The 18,058-nt window shown below is 51.5% G+C and carries 16 protein-coding genes and 1 pseudogene; 16 read left to right on the top strand and 1 reads right to left on the bottom strand.

All coding sequences use genetic code 11. From position 1 onward, the window contains the following. Positions 1–8: 8 nt before the first annotated feature. Positions 9–725 carry an alpha/beta hydrolase gene (locus I8U18_RS10065; protein WP_220184974.1) on the bottom strand — a complete coding sequence of 239 codons (717 nt, stop codon included), beginning with the start codon at positions 723–725 and terminating at the stop codon, positions 9–11. Between the two features lie 274 nt (positions 726–999). On the opposite strand from I8U18_RS10065, the gene I8U18_RS10060 reads away from it, so the two are divergent. From I8U18_RS10060 to I8U18_RS18215, 16 genes and pseudogenes are all read left to right on the top strand, one after another. Then, a complete protein-coding gene (locus tag I8U18_RS10060; protein WP_198055891.1) occupies positions 1,000–2,409 on the top strand; it encodes an amino acid permease in 1,410 nt (469 codons plus the stop codon). A 152-nt stretch (positions 2,410–2,561) separates the two neighbouring features. Next, positions 2,562–4,502 carry an AMP-binding protein gene (locus I8U18_RS10055; protein WP_198055892.1) on the top strand — a complete coding sequence of 647 codons (1,941 nt, stop codon included), beginning with the start codon at positions 2,562–2,564 and terminating at the stop codon, positions 4,500–4,502. Between the two features lie 227 nt (positions 4,503–4,729). Next, positions 4,730–5,437: a sigma-70 family RNA polymerase sigma factor gene (locus tag I8U18_RS10050; protein ID WP_198055893.1), complete on the top strand. Its 708-nt coding sequence runs from the start codon at positions 4,730–4,732 to the stop codon at positions 5,435–5,437. A gap of 22 nt (positions 5,438–5,459) precedes the next feature. Continuing rightward, a complete protein-coding gene (locus tag I8U18_RS10045) occupies positions 5,460–6,524 on the top strand; it encodes an anti-sigma factor domain-containing protein (RefSeq protein WP_198055894.1) in 1,065 nt (354 codons plus the stop codon). Positions 6,525–6,632: 108 nt separating this feature from the next. Continuing rightward, complete coding sequence (locus I8U18_RS10040) at positions 6,633–6,914, top strand: AbrB/MazE/SpoVT family DNA-binding domain-containing protein (protein WP_198064741.1); 282 nt, start codon at positions 6,633–6,635, stop codon at positions 6,912–6,914. Positions 6,915–7,118: 204 nt separating this feature from the next. Then, entirely contained in the window at positions 7,119–7,892 is a 774-nt protein-coding gene (locus I8U18_RS10035; protein ID WP_033100146.1) for an enoyl-CoA hydratase-related protein, read from the top strand. Positions 7,893–7,904: 12 nt separating this feature from the next. Then, positions 7,905–8,699 carry an enoyl-CoA hydratase-related protein gene (locus I8U18_RS10030; protein ID WP_198064740.1) on the top strand — a complete coding sequence of 265 codons (795 nt, stop codon included), beginning with the start codon at positions 7,905–7,907 and terminating at the stop codon, positions 8,697–8,699. Positions 8,700–8,851: 152 nt separating this feature from the next. Next, positions 8,852–9,952: a Leu/Phe/Val dehydrogenase gene (locus I8U18_RS10025; protein ID WP_370589387.1), complete on the top strand. Its 1,101-nt coding sequence runs from the start codon at positions 8,852–8,854 to the stop codon at positions 9,950–9,952. 5 nt (positions 9,953–9,957) lie between these two features. Continuing rightward, complete coding sequence (gene pdhA / locus I8U18_RS10020; protein ID WP_370589213.1) at positions 9,958–11,040, top strand: pyruvate dehydrogenase (acetyl-transferring) E1 component subunit alpha; 1,083 nt, start codon at positions 9,958–9,960, stop codon at positions 11,038–11,040. Continuing rightward, a complete protein-coding gene (locus I8U18_RS10015) occupies positions 11,037–12,014 on the top strand; it encodes an alpha-ketoacid dehydrogenase subunit beta (protein WP_033100149.1) in 978 nt (325 codons plus the stop codon). Before pdhA ends, I8U18_RS10015 begins: the two co-directional genes overlap by 4 nt. A gap of 21 nt (positions 12,015–12,035) precedes the next feature. After that, complete coding sequence (locus tag I8U18_RS10010) at positions 12,036–13,253, top strand: dihydrolipoamide acetyltransferase family protein (protein ID WP_198064738.1); 1,218 nt, start codon at positions 12,036–12,038, stop codon at positions 13,251–13,253. Positions 13,254–13,423: 170 nt separating this feature from the next. Next, on the top strand, positions 13,424–14,242 hold the full coding sequence (locus I8U18_RS10005; RefSeq protein WP_198064737.1) for an MBL fold metallo-hydrolase: 819 nt from the start codon (positions 13,424–13,426) through the stop codon (positions 14,240–14,242). Positions 14,243–14,345: 103 nt separating this feature from the next. Further along, positions 14,346–15,794: a vWA domain-containing protein gene (locus tag I8U18_RS10000; protein ID WP_198055898.1), complete on the top strand. Its 1,449-nt coding sequence runs from the start codon at positions 14,346–14,348 to the stop codon at positions 15,792–15,794. Between the two features lie 318 nt (positions 15,795–16,112). Then, on the top strand, positions 16,113–16,793 hold the full coding sequence (locus I8U18_RS09995) for an SDR family NAD(P)-dependent oxidoreductase (RefSeq protein WP_370589289.1): 681 nt from the start codon (positions 16,113–16,115) through the stop codon (positions 16,791–16,793). Next, positions 16,781–17,722, top strand: a pseudogene (locus tag I8U18_RS17765) (S-adenosylmethionine:tRNA ribosyltransferase-isomerase). Before I8U18_RS09995 ends, I8U18_RS17765 begins: the two are co-directional and overlap by 13 nt. 29 nt (positions 17,723–17,751) lie before the next feature. Next, complete coding sequence (locus tag I8U18_RS18215; protein WP_327147039.1) at positions 17,752–17,871, top strand: VOC family protein; 120 nt, start codon at positions 17,752–17,754, stop codon at positions 17,869–17,871. Positions 17,872–18,058 lie beyond the last annotated feature (187 nt).

The following is an 18,058-nucleotide window of genomic DNA, read 5'->3' as shown; positions in this document are numbered from 1 at the left end:
TATGTAGATCACTCTGTGCCAAAGAAAGTTTGCAGGGCACGGGGCAGGTCCCGTTGCCAGAAGCCCCAGGTGTGGTCTCCCTCATCTTCAATGTAGTGAACTTGCGCGTTTTTTTCCTTCAGGCTGCGATAAATTTCGCGATTGCGTGCAACGAGATCGAACGTGCCCAGATGCGTGGGAACGGCCGTTTCCGATGTTCCGACCGATTGATACAGTTTAAGGCGGGAGAGCGAAGGCTGACGCAGGATTTGCTCAGTCGTCGCTTCCATGAACGCGCCGGATTGGGAGAGCACTTGGTCACATACCTCGGGATAAGTCAAGGCGATATGCAGGGAGACTGTTCCGCCGAGGGAGGAACCGCCGATCACGAGATCCTCTTTTTTCCGGCTGGCGGGATACTTTGTGCGAATCAAAGGGAGAAGTTCTTCGACGATCATGTTCATGTGAAGCGGCTGACGCTGGCCGATGGGTGAGTATTCCGACGTGCGTTTTTCCTTTTGCACGGGTACGGCCGCCATCATGAACGGTATGATTTTTTTCTGCTCCATCATGCGGGTGGCCTGGGTTACTATCCGGCCAAGATTAAAGTAATCCGGCCCGTCATGCAATACGAGCAGAGGATATTCTCCGTTTTTCTCTTCGTCGTCGGGAAGATAAACCAAAATTTCTTTTGTTTCACCCAGATGCTTGCTGTTCAATTCTTCTCTTTTGATGATCCTTTTCAATGTGATTGGCTCCTTTTCCCTTGGTGTAAGACGATTGTACCCATACTATACCTTATTTTTGCTTTATTTACCTGTTGATTATTTATATCACTTTCTTGTATATTTATACTGTTGGTATTGATAGTTTAAAGGTATTTGTGTTCAGGACTCAATAAAATATACAAGAAATCTGTCATTTCTAACGAGTGCGGAAAAATATTGCTTTGCGTTTTTTTAAAAAAATTATAAAATCGAGTTAGAGGGAAATGGCTATAAAAAAAGGGGAGGTCGTCTGTTGAATACGAGTCAAGAGCAGCAAGGACAGCTGAAACAATCGATGAAGAGCCGCCACTTGTTCATGATTGCCCTCGGTGGAGTGATCGGAACGGGCTTCTTCCTCAGTACAGGCTTCACGATCGGACAGGCGGGGCCGTTAGGTGCGGTATTATCTTATATAATCGGCGGAATCTGCATGTACCTGATCATGTTGTGCCTGGGTGAATTATCTGTGGCGATGCCTTCTGCAGGATCGTTCCAGGATTATACCACCAAATTCATCGGGCCGGCCACCGGTTTTGCCGTCGGATGGATGTATTGGCTGGGCTGGGCCGTGACAGTGGCGCTGGAACTCACGTCGATCGGGTTGACCATGAAGCACTGGTTTCCCCATGTCTCGATTTGGGTATGGTGCTTAATCTTTGGAGTCGTGTTATTTGTTGTAAACGCTTTCTCGGCCAAGGGATTTGCGGAGACCGAGTTCTGGTTTGCCAGCATCAAAGTGATTACCATCATTTTGTTCATTATTTTGGGCGGGGCTGCCATGTTTGGATTCATCCACCTGAAGGGTGGAGAAGCGGCTCCCTACTTGAGCCACTTTACTCAGGACGGGTTGTTCCCCAATGGGTTTATCAATGTGCTGGTTACGATGGTGGCCGTCAATTTTTCCTTTCAGGGGACGGAATTGATTGGGATTGCCTCCGGGGAAAGTGAAAACCCGCAAAAAACGATCCCGCGCGCCATCCGGCAAACGGTGTGGAGAACGATTTTGTTTTTTGGACTGGCTGTTTTTGTTTTATGCGGATTATTGCCGTGGAAACAGGCTGGGGTCATGGAGAGCCCGTTTGTGACTGTACTTGATAAAATCGGCATTCCATATGCTGCGGATATCATGAATTTTGTCATCTTGACGGCACTGTTATCCGTGGCGAACTCGGGCTTGTACGCAACGACGCGGATGCTGTACGCCTTGTCCAAAAACGGTATGGCCAGTCCGGTGTTCGGCAGGCTGACCAAACGGGGTGTTCCGTTTAACGCTTTGATTTTGAGTATGGCAATTGCTTGCCTTTCCCTCCTGTCTTACAAATTTGCTGAGGATACTGTCTATATGGTGCTTCTTTCCATCGCGGGAATGACGGCGATTCTGGCATGGATGTCCATTGCTGCATCGCAGTTTTTCTTCCGGCGCCGTTACCTGGCCGAAGGCGGAAAATTGGAAGCACTCCATTTTAAAACGCCGCTTTATCCGGTTGTGCCGATTCTTGCCTTTCTCATTAACCTGATCGCTTTGATCAGCCTGTGGTTTGATCCGACGCAGCGGCCGGCGATCGAATACGGCATTCCGGCATTTATTCTTTGTTATATCCTGTATTTCCTCTTTTTCCGCAAAAAGAGCGAGGCCGCGAGATTGAAAATGGAAACGAAATAAAGATGTGCGGGCTTCCATGTGTTGAGCATGGGAGCTTTTTTTCTGTGAAAGTGTGTATTTTATATCTGAAATATGCAAAGTTTTGACCCAATAATCATAATAGATTTAAAATATAGAGGGATGATTTTATTCAGAAATGGAGTGATCTTTCGATGCACAAGCCAGTATGGTTTCCAAAACAAGAGCAAATGGAACAGACACGCTTGTATCGATTTATGAAACGGCTGGGGTTTCGGGACTATGACCGGTTTTATGAACAATCAATCAAGAATATCGCCTGGTTTTGGGATGAAGTTGTGAATGATCTGGGCTTGCGATGGATGATGCCGTACCGGCAAGTGTTGGATATGTCCGATGGCATCGCCTGGACCCGCTGGTTTGTCGATGGAAAGATCAACATTTCCGATAACTGCCTGGACCGGTTTGTCGAAGAACCCGCTGCCCGGCATCGCCTGGCCCTCATCTGGGAGGGAGATGACGGGACGACGAAAAAATACACCTACCGCGACCTGTGGCTGGAAGTGAACCGGCTGGCATGCGGATTGAAGAAATTGGGGGTGGCTGCGGGGGACTGCGTCGCTATCTACATGCCGATGATTGCCGAAAATGTGATAGCCATGCTGGCGGTTGCCCGGATAGGCGCTATTTTTACTCCCTGTTTTTCCGGATACGGAGCTGAAGCGGTGGCGACCCGGATTCAGGGCTGTCAGGCGAAATGGCTGATCACGGCTGATGGCTATTTGCGCCGGGGAAAAGTGGTTGCGATGAAAGAGGAGGCGGATCGGGCTGCAGATTTGTCGCCGAGTGTGGAGAAAGTGGTTGTGGTCAGCCGGCTGGGAAGAGATTGTCCGTGGAACCCGGACCGGGATGTGAAGTGGGATCAATTGACTGCAGAAATGAAAACGCTTTCTCCTGCGGTGACGGACGCGAATGACCCGTTTATGATTATCTATACCTCCGGAACAACCGGCAAACCGAAAGGAACGGTCCATGTACACAGCGGATTTCCGCTCAAAGCGGCCTTTGATGCGGGTTATGCCTTCGATGTGGGACTGGGGGACATTCTGTTCTGGGTGACCGATATGGGTTGGATGATGGGGCCGTGGATGGTTTTTGGCACTCTGCTGTTGGGAAGCACCATGCTCGTATTTGAAGGTACGCCGGATTATCCGACTCCGGGACGTCTCTGGGAATTGACGGAAAAACACGGCGTTACCCATCTGGGCATTTCTCCCACGCTGATTCGTGCGCTCATGAAACATGGCACATCGTGGTTCAGCCAGCGGGATTTAAGCAGTCTGCGCGTGTTCGGTTCGACGGGGGAACCCTGGAACCCGGAGCCTTGGCACTGGCTGTTTGAACAAGTGGGAGGAAAGCGGGTTCCCATTTTCAACTACTCAGGCGGAACCGAAATCTCTGGCGGAATTTTGGGCAACCATTTCTTCAAGCCGATCGTTCCCTGCGGTTTTGCCGGACCGCTGCCCGGAATGGACGCCGAGGTGTTTGATGATCAGGGAAAAACGGTTCGGGGCGAGGTGGGCGAATTGGTGTTGCGGCAGCCGTGGGTAGGCATGACCAGCGGATTTTGGCAGGATGCCAGACGCTATGAGGATACCTATTGGTCGCGCTGGCCCAAAACGTGGCTGCACGGGGACTGGGTCATTGTCGATGAGGGGGGGCAGTGGTTCATCACCGGCCGTTCCGATGATACATTGAAAATCGCCGGAAAACGTTTGGGACCGGCGGAGATGGAATCGGTTCTGGTCGATCATCCGTCCGTGATTGAAGCGGCAACGATCGGGGTTCCGGATGCCGACAAAGGGGAAAGCGCCGTCTGTTTCGTTGTCGTACGCGGCGACGGGGAGGAAGTTCAGTCGCTGACAGAAGAGCTGGTCCGATTCGTCGGAGAGCGGATGGGAAAAGCATTAAAACCGAAACGGGTGCATATCGTGGACGAACTGCCGAAAACGCGTAACGGCAAAATCTTGCGCCGGGTCATTCGTGCCGCCTATCTGGGGGAGAATGCAGGGGATCTTTCATCGCTGGAGAATGCACACGCAGTTGAAAAAATTCGCCGGTTGGCCGGTGTGTGACGGACGGGGGAGAAGGAAGAGGAGGCATCCGCCCGGGGTGATCCTCTTCCTGTTTTGTTTCTGCAAATCATGCAAGTCGACACCTTGCTTTAATTTATACTATTTTTTAAAATAAATTATCTTCAAAAGACGGGGTGCGGGGAACATGGTAAAATGTTGATGGCCTGTGGGGACAAAAACAAGGTTGGCGATGCGAATAAATACATAGGGAGAGGTGTCGGTATTGCATGTTTCGGGGAACAGATTTGGAAATGCGCGTGTTACAGGTGCAAGAAACGCACTCTCCTGAACAGAGAGACGAACTATTGCGTGAACTTGAACCGCACGTGCGCAGAATTGCATCACGGATCTGCAGAAGGGTTGTTACACCTCATGATGATGAATACATGATTGCTTATCGGGCGATCGATGAAGCGATCGGGAGATATAATCCCGAACATCGTGCCACCTTTTTATCATTTGCCTACAAGGTCATCCAGCGCCGGCTGGTAGACTATTTCAGGCAGGAAGGCAGGCATCAACGCTCGGTTCCCCTCTCTGCGCCGGGTGCACGTGAAGAAGAGACGCATAATCAAGAGTTAGTCGCTTTGTCGTTTGAAAGACACAAAAAAGAAGAGACAGACCGATTGCGCCGTTTGGAGATTGAAATTTTTATCCGTTCTTTGGAAAAATACGGAATCACGTTGGAGGAATTGACGAAAAAGAGTCCGAAACATCGGGATACACGGGAAAGTTTGTTGCAAGTTGCCAAAATGTTAGTATCGGACAAAAACTTAATGCAAAAGTTTTTATCCCAGAAAAAGACAGAGAAAGATCTGGCAAAAACACTCGGTTTGCACAGACGAACGCTTAACAGACATCGAAACTACCTGATCGCCCTCACCATTGTTGTGGTCGAAGATCTTACCCTGATCCGCAGTTACATTGGGTTATAGGGGAAGAAGGGAGGTTGGACTGATGCGAAAAGGGATCATTATGGAGGTTCAGGCGAAGCACTGGATCATTTTAACCACCGATGGTGAATTTGTTAAAGTTCCAAAAACCAATGATCTTTCCCAGGTTGGAGAAGAAATTTCCGTTCAGACATCACCCGTGAGAAAGCAGAAGCGCGCTGCATGGATTGCGGCCATTTCTGCTGCGGCTGCGGCGATGCTCGGAACTTTTTTTATTCTGTCCTCGGCGGCACCCGACAAAGCCTATGCCCAAACCTATGTGTATCTTGATGTAAATCCGAGTGTTGCCATCGCTTTAAATAAAGATAGAAAAGTGGTCAAGGTTGAACCGCTGAACAAGTCGGCGGAAAAGCTGCTGAAGCAGGCTGATTTCCATGGGGAAAGCGTCGACGATTTTGCTGTTCAGTTTTTGGAAGCAGCGCGAAGAAACGGATATCTGCACAATCAAGACCAAGTGGTGCTGTCAGGGATTAAAGAGGAGAAAGAGAGCGTCTCCACGATCAATTCCTTGAAAAAGGTGATCAGTGAGGAGAGCGAAGACCGACATCTCGGTTTGCATGTGCACACTTTGGCCATGCCCAAAAAAGTGCAGACAAAAGCGGCGAAGAAAGGTTTGTCGCCGGCGAAATACGCTGTCTGGGTGCTCGCGAAGAAAGAAGGAAAAGAGCTTCCGCTGGAAGAGGTCAATGATACGCCGATCGAAGCTTTGGCCAATGATATCAAACCGGTATCCGAATTGTTGAAAAAGCCTTCTGCTACGGATTGGAATTCGATTATCGATGACGGTTCGGAAACGGATGGGCAAACCCCGCCAAAAGACCAGCCCACGGAAGAACCGGCGGATTCCAATCAGAAATTGAATGGATCGGGAAATCAGACACCCACCGATAACGAAAGTCAGCAGAATACTCCCGATCAGACCAATCAGCCGACTAAAGCCAATCCGGGAACTGACACTTCCACATCAAACAACCCGGGTTCTGCTACGACCAATGTGGAAGGCAACACCCAAACCGACACGGGAACTTCAACTGGGTCAATGACGCAGAGTCCATCAGGTTCCCAGTAGAGATAAACGGTCACAGCGATACCGACAACCTTTTTGTGACGCTCGCTTGTTTGTTGCAAGCTGACACCTCCCGAAACAGCTTTCAACAGTAATGAGAGGAGCCATGGGATGAAAGGAATCGGGATCGTTCGCAAAGTAGACCATTTGGGACGCATCGTTTTACCAAAGGAATTAAGAGATTTGATGAGCATCAATCCCCACGATGGGGTGGAAATTTTTGTGGATAACAATGCGATTGTCCTGAAAAAATATAACCCCAGTTGTATTTTGTGCGGAAGTTCTTACAATCTCTTCTACTTTCGTGACAAGATCATTTGTGAAGAATGCATCTCAGAAACAGCGAAATATGTGTTGGCGAAACAGCCGCAAAAGACCGTTTCACACAGATAAGCGCCTGGAAAAGGGCGCTTTTTCTGTTGAGCGAAGCATGTGGATGCCGGGAATTTCCTGTCTTTACTGCTGTGCTGCTGTACATGAAGGAAATGACAAACAACCGCTTGTTTGGTAAAATAAAATCGTATGATCAGAAAAGAGATTATTTTTATAAAAGATTAAATGTAACCGCTTTCTAACAGAAAAGGAGGAACAAGCCGGATGGACGAGCCGCTGATTCTGGTAGAACGGGAAGGCAGGGTCGGGATTGTCCGCCTCAACAGACCCCGCGTGTTAAATGCATTAAACACATCGTTGATGAAAGAACTGGCAGACGTGTTGGAAGAAATGGACAGGGATGAGAACATCGGCTGCATCATCCTTACGGGTCAGGGCAAGGCGTTTGCCGCCGGAGCGGATATCAGTGAAATGGCCGATGCTGCTCCTTTCCAATTTGTCGGAAACGCCTATTTCGCCGATTGGCAGCGGGTCCGCCGGGTGGAGAAGCCGCTCATCGCTGCGGTGGCAGGCTATGCTTTAGGCGGCGGAAATGAATTGGCCATGTGCTGTGACATCATTATTGCGGCGGAAACCGCCCGTTTTGGGCAGCCGGAGATTTTGCTTGGGGTGATTCCGGGAGCGGGTGGAACGCAGCGGTTGACTCGTTCGGTCGGCAAGGGGAAGGCAATGGAGATGATCTTGACCGGCGATCCGATTACCGCGGAGGAGGCATTGGACTGGGGCTTGATCAACCGCGTGGTTCCTCCGGAACAATTGGAACCGGAAGCGTTGAGCCTGGCGCAAAAGATTGCGGAAAAGCCGCCGCTGGCGGTTAAAATGGCGAAACAGGCGATTCTAAGGGCGCAGGAAATGTCGCTGGAACAGGGACTTCACTTTGAACAGCTGGCGTTTGGCATGCTGTTTTCCACCGAAGATCAGCGTGAAGGCATGAATGCATTTATAGAAAAAAGAAAAGCGCAATTCAAAGGAAAATAGGAGGGGACGTAATTGAGTGAACGCACGGTTCTTTTGCAGAAAAAAGAGGGGGTCGGAATTCTTACGCTAAACCGGCCACAGCTGTATAATGCGATCAATAACCAGCTCAGCCGTGAGCTTCTGGAAAAATTGACAGAGGTAAAAGAAGACAGGGAAATCCGCGCTGTCATTTTGACCGGATCAGGGAAAGCGTTTTGTTCTGGACAAGACTTAAACGACCGTTCCGCCATGCAAAAAAAAGGAGAGCTGATTTCACTCGGTGACAGCGTGCGCAGCCGTTATAATCCTCTGATCAAAACGATGGTCGGGATGGAAAAGCCGATCATTGCGGCTGTCAACGGCGTGGCAGCCGGAGCCGGAGCAAGCCTCGCTTTGGCCTGCGATTTTCGTTTGATCACGCCGAAAACAAAGTTTGTCGAAGCGTTCGTCAGGATCGGACTGGTTCCGGACAGCGGCTCGAGCTACTTTTTGCCGCGGCTGGTCGGGCTGGGAAGGGCGCTGGAAATTGCGATGACGGGACGGGATGTCGAAGCGGAAGAAGCCGTAGCGATCGGACTGGCGAACCGCTTGGTTTCCGAAGATCAGTTGATGGACGAAGCTTTTGCCTTTGCGCGCAAGCTGGCGGAGGGGCCGACGGTGGCGATCGGATTGACCAAACAGGCGATTTACAAGGGGATGGAAGGAAGTCTGGAAGAGGCTCTGGAATCGGAAGCCGTTCTGCAGGAGAGAGCGGGGCAGACACGGGACTTTCTCGAAGGGGTACAAGCTTTTGCAGAAAAGAGGAAACCTTCGTTCAAAGGGGAATAAACGCACACCCCTTCGTTTGGGTCATATGATGAAGCAGGTTGGAGATTTTCAGGCTTGTCTGATCGCTTCAAGCTGGAAAAATGGGGATGAGAGATATGGGAAGCATGAAAATCGATCAGGGAAAAAATCAAGAGCGTGAAGATCAGGCGATGATGCGCGATATTTTTGATCTCATGGATCAGCACGGACACGAGCAGGTAGTATTTTGCCGCCACCGGCCGACCGGATTAAAGGCGATCATTGCCATCCATAACACGACACTGGGCCCGGCGCTGGGCGGTTGTCGCATGATCCCGTATTCCTCCACGGATGAAGCGCTTGAGGATGTGTTGCGCTTGTCCAAAGGGATGACGTATAAATGTGGTTTGGCGGATGCCGATTTTGGCGGGGGGAAAATGGTGATCATCGGGGACCCCCGGACTGATAAGACCCCCGAATTGTTCCGGGCGGTGGGCCGTTTTGTCGAAGGATTGAACGGGCGCTTTTTGACGGGAACGGACATGGGGACTTATGCGGAGGACTTTGTTCATGCCGCCAAAGAATCGAAGGCGATTGTCGGTCTGCCAAAAGAACACGGCGGCAGCGGGGATACCTCGATTCCTACGGCGTTCGGTGTTTTGCAGGGAATGAAGGCGACGGCGAAGTACCTTTGGGGATCACCTGAGCTGCGCGGGCGCAAAGTGGCGGTCCAAGGAGTGGGAAAAGTGGGATACCGCCTGGTTGAACTGCTCGTTGCCGAGGGGGCAAGGGTGGTGATCGCGGATATCAACGAGGAGCGTTGCATGGAATTGGCAGAAAAGTACGGAGATAATGTGGAATTGACCGGAGTGGATACAATCCATCGCGTGGAGTGTGACATTTTCGCCCCCTGCGCCCGCGGTGGTGTGGTGAACGATGAAACGATCGACCAGCTTCGCTGCCTGGCGATTGTCGGTTCTGCCAACAACCAGCTCGAAGAAACGCGTCATGGCGATTACCTGCATGACAAAGGAATTCTCTATGCCCCTGATTATCTCGTCAATGCGGGCGGATTGATTCAGGTAGCCGATGAAGTGGAGGGTTACGAAGAGAAACGGGTTCTGGCCAAGACGAAAGCGATTTATGACATGTTGTTAGCCATTTATGAACGTTCGCATGCCGAGAATATTGCCACGAGCAGGGCAGCCGATCAACTGGTGATGGAGCGCATCGAGAAAGTGGCGGATCTTCGCCGGATTCTGCTCGGTTTTCATTTGTCGGAAAGAGGGAGGTAGGGTTTGTGCTTACTGACCAGCGTCAAGAAAATCTCGTTCAATATCTCCTGCCGGACGGCACGCTGTCGGGACGGGGGATGGAGATATGGACACGGCTGAACCGGGAGACGAAACTTCGATTTTACCGCGAGATGACGCTCGTCCGCATGTTTGACCGCCGGGCGATTTTGTTGCAGAGGCAGGGGAGGATCGGCACCTATGCGCCGCTGGAGGGCCAGGAGGCGGCACAGATCGGCAGTGCGATGGCGCTGAAGGAGGAAGACTGGATTTTCCCCAGTTATCGTGAACACGGGGTAGCGATGATCGCCGGAATGCCGATCGCCAATATTCTGCTTTATTGGATGGGACGGGTGGAGGGATGCAAGCCGCCCGAAGGGGTTCGCTTGCTTCCGCCTTCCGTTCCCATCGCCACTCAGATTCCGCATGCGGTCGGGGCGGCTTGGGCGGCAAAACTGCGCAGAGAATCGTCGGTTGCTGTTGCCTATTTTGGAGATGGAGCCACCTCGGAGGGCGATTTTCATGAAGCATGCAACTTCGCAGGCGTTTTTCGCGTGCCGGTGATTCTCTTCTGCCAGAATAACGGCTACGCCATCAGTGTTCCTTTTTCGCGCCAATCCGCGTCGGAAACGGTGGCGGAACGGGCCGCTGCCTATGGGTTTCCGGGAGTCCGCGTTGACGGCAATGATGTGCTTGCCGTTTATGATGTGATGACGGAAGCGGTGAAACGGGCCCGGTCAGGTCAAGGGCCGACCTTGATTGAAGCGGTAACCTATCGCAAAGGTTCCCATACCACAGCCGATGATGCGAAACGCTACCGTCCCGATGCAGAAGTGGCAGAGTGGGTGCAAAAGAAAGACCCGCTCAAGCGCTACATTCACTTGTTACGAGCGGAAGGCCTTCTGAATGAAGCAGAGGAAAAAGAGTGGGAACAGGAGTGCAAGCGGCGAATCGATGAGGCGATCCGGGAAGCGGAAAGCCGTCCTCCCGCCCCGCCCACCCATCTGTTCGCACATGTGTATGCGCAGCTTTCTCCCAATGAAAGGCGGCAACAAAAGCAATTGGAACAGGATAAGGGGGGAGTAGGATGACGAAGATGACCATCGTGCAGGCGATCTGTGACGGAATGCGCGTCGCCTTGAAGACCGACCCCAGTGTAATCGTTCTCGGGGAAGATGTGGGCAAAAACGGAGGGGTATTTCGGGCGACGGACGGATTGTGGGAAGAGTTCGGCGATGAGCGCGTGATTGATACGCCTCTCGCGGAAGCGGGGATTGTCGGAACGTCGATCGGCCTGGCGGTCAACGGGTTTCGACCGGTGGCGGAAATTCAGTTTATGGGTTTTATCTATCCCGCTTTTGAACAAATCGTCACGCATGCCGCCCGCCTGCGCACCCGGACACAGGGAGTGTTTCCCGCCTCGCTGGTCATCCGGGCCCCTTACGGAGGCGGAATTCGCGCTCCCGAACTGCATTGCGATTCGACAGAAAGCTTGTTTGTGCATATTCCCGGTCTGAAAGTCGTCGTGCCTTCCACCCCGTCCGACGCGAAAGGGCTGTTGCTCGCAGCGATCAAAGATCCGGATCCGGTCATTTTCCTGGAGCCGATGCGAATTTATCGCTCCGTCAAAGAAGAGGTCCCCGAGGGCTGGTTCGAAGTGCCGCTTGGAAAAGCGCGACGGGTGAGAGAAGGGGATGATCTCAGCGTATTTGCTTGGGGGGCGATGGTGCCGATTGCGGAAAAAGCGGCCCGGGAGTGGGAGCAAAAAGGGGTCAGCTGTGACGTTATCGATTTGCGCACGCTCTATCCGCTGGATGAAGAGACGATCATCGAATCGATCAAAAAGACCGGCAGAGCCGTCATCGTTCATGAGGCTCCGAAAACGGCGGGCCTTGGCGCCGAACTGATTGCCCTGATCCAAGAACACGCCTTTTTGTATTTGGAGGCTCCGATCGCCCGCGTGACCGGATATGATGCTCCGGTTCCGATGTTTGCTTTGGAAGACCATTTTCTTCCCGGAGTGGAGCGCGTTTCACAAGCGATCGGTCAGGTTGCATCATTTTAAGAAAGCGAGGAGGGAAATGGGATGTCAGTGGCATTTCGCTTGCCGGATATCGGTGAAGGCGTGGCAGAAGCGGAAGTGGTGCGCTGGTTGGTGGCGGAAGGAGAAGAGGTGGAAGAAAATCAGCCTGTGATTGAAGTGCAGACTGATAAGGCTGTGGTCGAACTGCCTGCCCCCGCGGCCGGACGCATTGCCAGCCTTTGCTGGAAAATCGGGGATGTGGTTCCGGTGGGAGAAGTATTATACAGGCTCGCAGGTCAGGAGGAAGAGAAACCGGATCCGCCTCCAACACCGGGAGCTTCCGGCGGGGACGAAAAGAATCTGCGGGAGGCGACAGGGGCAAAGAAGCGGAAAAGGGTGTTGGCCGCGCCGTCCACCCGCCGTCTGGCACGGGATTTGGGAGTTGATTTGCTGCAAGTGGAGGGGACAGGCGTTCACGGCAGGGTGACTGATGATGATGTGAGGAAGGCAGCCCGATCGAATCAGTTGTTATCCGCCGGCGAAGACGGGCAAACCGGGATTGTCGATGCCCCTTCGCATGCCCGGGAGTGGGTGGAAGAACCCCTCACCCCCACCCGTCGCAAGATCGCTGACCGGTTGTTGTTTTCGGTGACGCGCAAACCCCACGCGACCCACTTTGATGAGCTGGCCGCTGACGGATTGGTGGAGTGGCGCAAGAACCGGCTTCACGACCCCGAAGGGCCCCGTCTGACCTACATGGCGATTCTGGCCAAACTGGTTGCCGTCACTTTGAAACACCATCCTCATTTCAATGTCCATTTTTTGGAAGAGGAACAGAAAGTAAGGCGTTTTTCTTCCGTTTCTCTGGGGATTGCCACCGATACGCCGCGCGGTTTGCTGGTTCCCGTAATCCATCAGGTGGAAAGAAAGAGTATGGAGAGAATCGCTGAGGAATTGGGACAATTGACAGAGTGGGCGAGAGAAGGAAAACTTTTGCCCAAGCATATGAAAGGGAGCACATTTACCATCAGCAACGCCGGTGCGCTTGGCGGCAGCTGGGCTACACCGATTATCAATCCCCCGGAAGTGGCCATCCTGGCTATTCATCCCATTGAACAAAAGCCGGTCGTTCGGGAAGGCGTTCTCACGGCTGGCTGGCAAATGAATGTTTCGCTCAGTTTTGATCATCGCGTCCTGGATGGGGCGGATGCGATTCGCTTTACAAAAACCCTGGGAGAATATGTTTCCGACCCTGGCAGGCTGGTGAAAGAGTTAGTGTGAAAGCCGGTAGAATCAACCGGCTTTTTTTCATGGCTTGCGAAAATAACAGGAAGAAGAAGGATGGTTTACAATAATAAGGAGAAGCACCAGGTGTGTGATTAAACAAACACTGGAGATGTGCGCCTGAGCCTTTTTCGATGTGTCATTTTCCAGGAAGGAAGAATGGCGAGATGAGGAAAATACGAATCAGGACAGCGGTGAATGAAGATGTTCATATGATCCGGGGACGCTTCTGTTTTTTTCGCAGTCCTTTATCTTTTTGTTGTTACATTGTGGACGGTCTGTTAATCGACACCGGGCCGGTTCGTGCAAGATCAGAACTCCTTCCTTATTTAACTGATAAAAATCCGCGCCAGATTGTTCTCACTCATTTTCACGAAGATCACGCCGGCAACGCCGATTTTTGGGCCGCTTACTTTCGCATTCCCTTGTACCGGTCACCTGAGACAAAATCGGAATTTGACCGATTGGAAATGCCAGCTTACCGTCGGATCATCTGGGGGAATAAGCGGGGGGAAATGGGGGGCGTCGATGTACCCGAATGGCTGGAGACGCCGAACCATCGATTTCGGATTGTTCGCACCCCGGGGCATTCACCTGACCATATTTGCCTGCTCGAAGAAGAGAAAAAATGGTTGTTCGCAGGTGATTTATTTTTGGGAACCCGCCTTGATTACGGGATGAAAGGAGAATCGGTTCCCCGGATGATCGATTCGATCAAGCGGATTCTGACTTTCCCGGTCGAAACCGTTTTTTGCGGCCACGCAGGCATTGTAGAGGACGGCCGTTTCAAATTGGAAAAGAAGCTTCGTTTTTTGGAAGGGTTACAGGAGAAAACGCTGGAATTTCATGAGAGAGGGTTGGATGAAGCCGAGATCGCCAAAAGATTGCTGCCTTCCAAGCAATGGGTATCCTTGTTTACGGGCGGGGAGATGTCGCCAGTTCATCTCGTTCATTCGATTGTGCGTGAGAGAATGAACGGCCGTTGAGAAAAAGATGACGAAAAGTTGTATTTTGCTTTTTTCTTTTCCCAGTGAAAGCATAGTATGGTATAAGCAGAAGAAGAGGATTCTCAATGATGGGAGGGAAGAAATGGAACGCAAAACGATCAGAGGGTGGGCTGCCGTCCTTGCCTGTTCGATGTTGCTCAGCGGTTGCAGCTATTTATCACTGGCGGGCGAGCCAGACAAAAAAGAGGCTGATTTTAAACCGCCGATTTCAAGCACGGATGCCAAATTGATCGTCCGGGATCATGGACAGGGCCTTTATGCATCCAAGCGTTATAATGTGCAGAAGCTGCGGGCAGCGTTGCAGACTTTCCCGAAAAATTTGAAGGCGGAAGAGATTTATGGCCGGTTGCTGGCACTGTTGGGGGAAAACTATGCAGAATATGAAGAGCAATTTACGAAATTGGAGAATCCTCAATACAAGGCGACTTTGCTCCGTTTAAAATCCGAGGCTGAGCCGACTGCTCTAAAGGATGCGACAAAGCCGAAAATGAAGGAGAATGTTGTCATTCTTCTTGATGCAAGCGGGATGATGGCAGGAATGATGAACGGGGAAAGCAAAATGGCCCTTGCTCGTCAGGCCATTAAACAATTTGCGGCCAAACTTCCCAAGGAAACGAAAGTGGCCCTGCTCCTTTACGGACAGACCGGTTCAGAGCAAACCAAGAACCAGGCTCCTTCCTGCGGGAATGTTGAGACAGCGTACCAATTGTCCGCTTATGATGCTAACCGCTTTGACCAGGCTTTAAACGGAGCTCAGCCTGCCGGCGGAATACCGCTTGCCTTGGCGATCAAACAGACAGCCCGCGCATTTTCTGAAAAGCCGGGGGCCACAGGCAAGAACCGGATCTACATCGTCAGCGGGGGAAGCGATACCTGCGGTGGAAACCCTGTTGCCGAAGTGAAGCAATTACATAAATCCAATCCACAAACGATCGTCAACATCATCGGGCTCAGTCTGGATGAAAAAAGCCGGCAGACATTGGATAGCGCCGCGATTGCCGGGGGAGGCACGTTTGTGCCTGTCATGGATGAGCAGGGACTGAAAGAGGCCTTTTCCCGTTTTGCCGGCGAATTGGATGCTGAAAATGAAAATTGGTACACAAAAACGCTGCAAGCGATCAATCAACAATATACCAGTGATAATCAAAAACTGGATGAGACTTACCAAAGCATGGATGCCCGCGTGACACTGGAAGACAGGCATTTGAATGAAGCCTTGGACGATTTGTACCGCATGAAGAAAATCGATCTGAATCACTGGCGGGATACGGGCGATCTGCTGGATGAGCGCTGGTACAATTTGCGCACCTATGCCAAGCAGAGGTACAGTGATGTGGGCGGGAAACTGGATCAGGAATGGGTCGCCCAGAACGATGAAGTGAACCGGTTATGGGTGGAAAATGGAGGGGAAATCGCCGAACTCAAACGGATTTCTCACATGACAGTCTCTCTTCCCAATCCTAAATTAAACCTGCGCTACGGAACGCCGATTATTGCCCGGATGCCCCGTGTCATCCGTTCACCGGAATAAAGCACCGGGAATGACTGGGCGGTACTGTTTCCGAGTCTCTCGGCTTGCAACAAAAAGAGGGCTCCTTGGGAACCGTCTGGTCGTTGATCAACAATAACTTGTTTTGTTGGCCAAAGGAGTTGCAAAGCCCTTTGGCCGTTGTTTTGGAAGAAAAAATTTTTACCCATTTAACAAACATAATTGTTTATAAAAGTTTGTTAAATGGGTAAAAATGTGGTGCCACAATCATTCAGAAAAATAAGGAGGTTTTTCTAATACTGAAAAATAAGGTGGTTATGATTACCGGGGCGTCACGGGGACTGGGGAGGGCTTTGGCACATGCCTTTGCCGAACAGGGGGGCTTCACTGGCGCTCACCGCCCGTACGGAAGCAAATCTGAAGCAAGTGGAAAAGGAGCTGCAAGCTTACTTGGTAAAAGTATTGGCCATGGCAGGAGATATGTCCTCCCCGCGCGATGTGGAACGGTTTGTGGCGACAGCGGAGGGCGAATTTGGGCAAATCGATGTTTTGATTAACAACGCCGGAATCTTTGGTCCGAGTCCGAGTCCGTACTTGCTCGACTTTCCCGAGGAAGATTTTATGGAAGTCTTGCGGGTTAACGTCATGAATCCGTTTTTGGTTACCCGGCGGGTACTGGCCGGGATGCTCGCGCGCGGAAAAGGGTCAGTGATCAATGTCACATCGGAAGCAGGCCGGATTGGTTATGCCGGATGGGGAGCATACGGCATCTCCAAGTTTGCCCTGGAGGGAATGACGCAAACCTGGGCCGATGAGGTGGAGGGCAGCGGAGTCAGGGTAAATGCAGTCGACCCCGGGGAGATGGATACGGAGATGCATGCCCTGGCCGTACCGGATTGCGATTATGAATTGGCTGATCCGCGTGACAGGGTAGGTGTTTTCCTCTATCTTGCACAGGATGAGTCCAGTCATGTCAATGGCCAACGGCTTCATGCACCCACATTTGCCGGGAAAGAAGGGGATCAACGATGGCGGCTCTGATCCAATTTGTTCTGCCACCGGTTTTAAATGCCTCCAGCCTGCCGGAACGGAAGGGAATCCGGCGGGATCATGTGAAATTGATGGTTTCTGACCGGCTTACCGGAAAATCCCGACATACCATCTTCTTTCAGCTTGATCAATACTTGTCCCCGGGCGATGTGCTGGTGTTAAACAACAGCCGTACAATTCCGGCTTCGCTTAAGGCCAATTGGATTCGTCGGGATGAGTGTCTAAAGAGGGGAATGGAGGTTCGCTTGGCCCGCAGAAAAGATAAGTCAATCTGGGACGCATTGTTGGTGGGAGGATCGGTGATGCCGGGGGACCTGCTTGAATTTTCGCCGCAGTTATTGGCAAAGGCGATTTAGACTCGCCCGCCTTTTGTCACGTTGGATTTCAACCGGCAAGGGGCTGCGCTGTTGGAAGAAATCTACGCACTCGGGGAGCCGGTCCATTATGAGTATTCCGCCGAATCATGGCCGCTCGATTATTATCAAACCGTATACGGTAATGCGCCGGGTTCGGTTGAGCTTCCATCGGCCGGCCGAGCGTTTACCTGGGAAATGCTTTTTCGCTTGCAAAGGAAAGGGATAAAAATTGCCTATCTAACCCTGCATACTGGGTTGAGTTACTTATTTGACGATGCGGAGCGGGTTCAACCGGAGGAAAATTGTGAATTCTATGCAGTCCCGGAAGAAACGGCAAGAATCATTCAGGAAGCGAAAGAGAGAGGGAAACGGGTGATTGCAGTGGGAACAACAGTGGTGCGGGCGCTTGAAAGTGCAGCCTTGTCAGGGGGGATTCAAGCGGCCGGCGGATGGACTTGTCTGCGCATCGACCAAGAGACCCAGTTAAACGTCGTCACCGGATTGATGACGGGATTTCATGAGCAGGAAGCTTCCCATCTCGATTTGCTGACCGCCTATTTTTGACCAATGATCTCAATGCGGAAGTGAACAGGATGCAAAAAGAAGGTGTAGAGATTGCCCAAGAGATCAAAACATGGGACATCGGGCTGAAGAATGCTTTTGTGCTGGGGCCGGACGGAGAGTGGATCGAGTTGGTTCAGATTTTGGGCTGATCGATGATGAAGGTCGAAGCGGGCAGGTTCAAATTCCCACCCGCTAAATTTTTTATAAAAAAGGCTTGCATATTTTTTGAACCAGTGATATATTATTTCTTGTCGCCGAGAGGATCGGCACAACTGAGAGAACGCACCTTGAAAATAAGATATGGAATAAGGCAAATGACGAAATGGTCATTCGTCA

The sequence above is a fragment of the Thermoactinomyces sp. CICC 10522 genome (assembly GCF_016055075.1).
Taxonomy (GTDB): domain Bacteria; phylum Bacillota; class Bacilli; order Thermoactinomycetales; family Thermoactinomycetaceae; genus Thermoactinomyces_A; species Thermoactinomyces_A daqus.
This window is presented reverse-complemented; position numbering and strand designations above follow the sequence as displayed.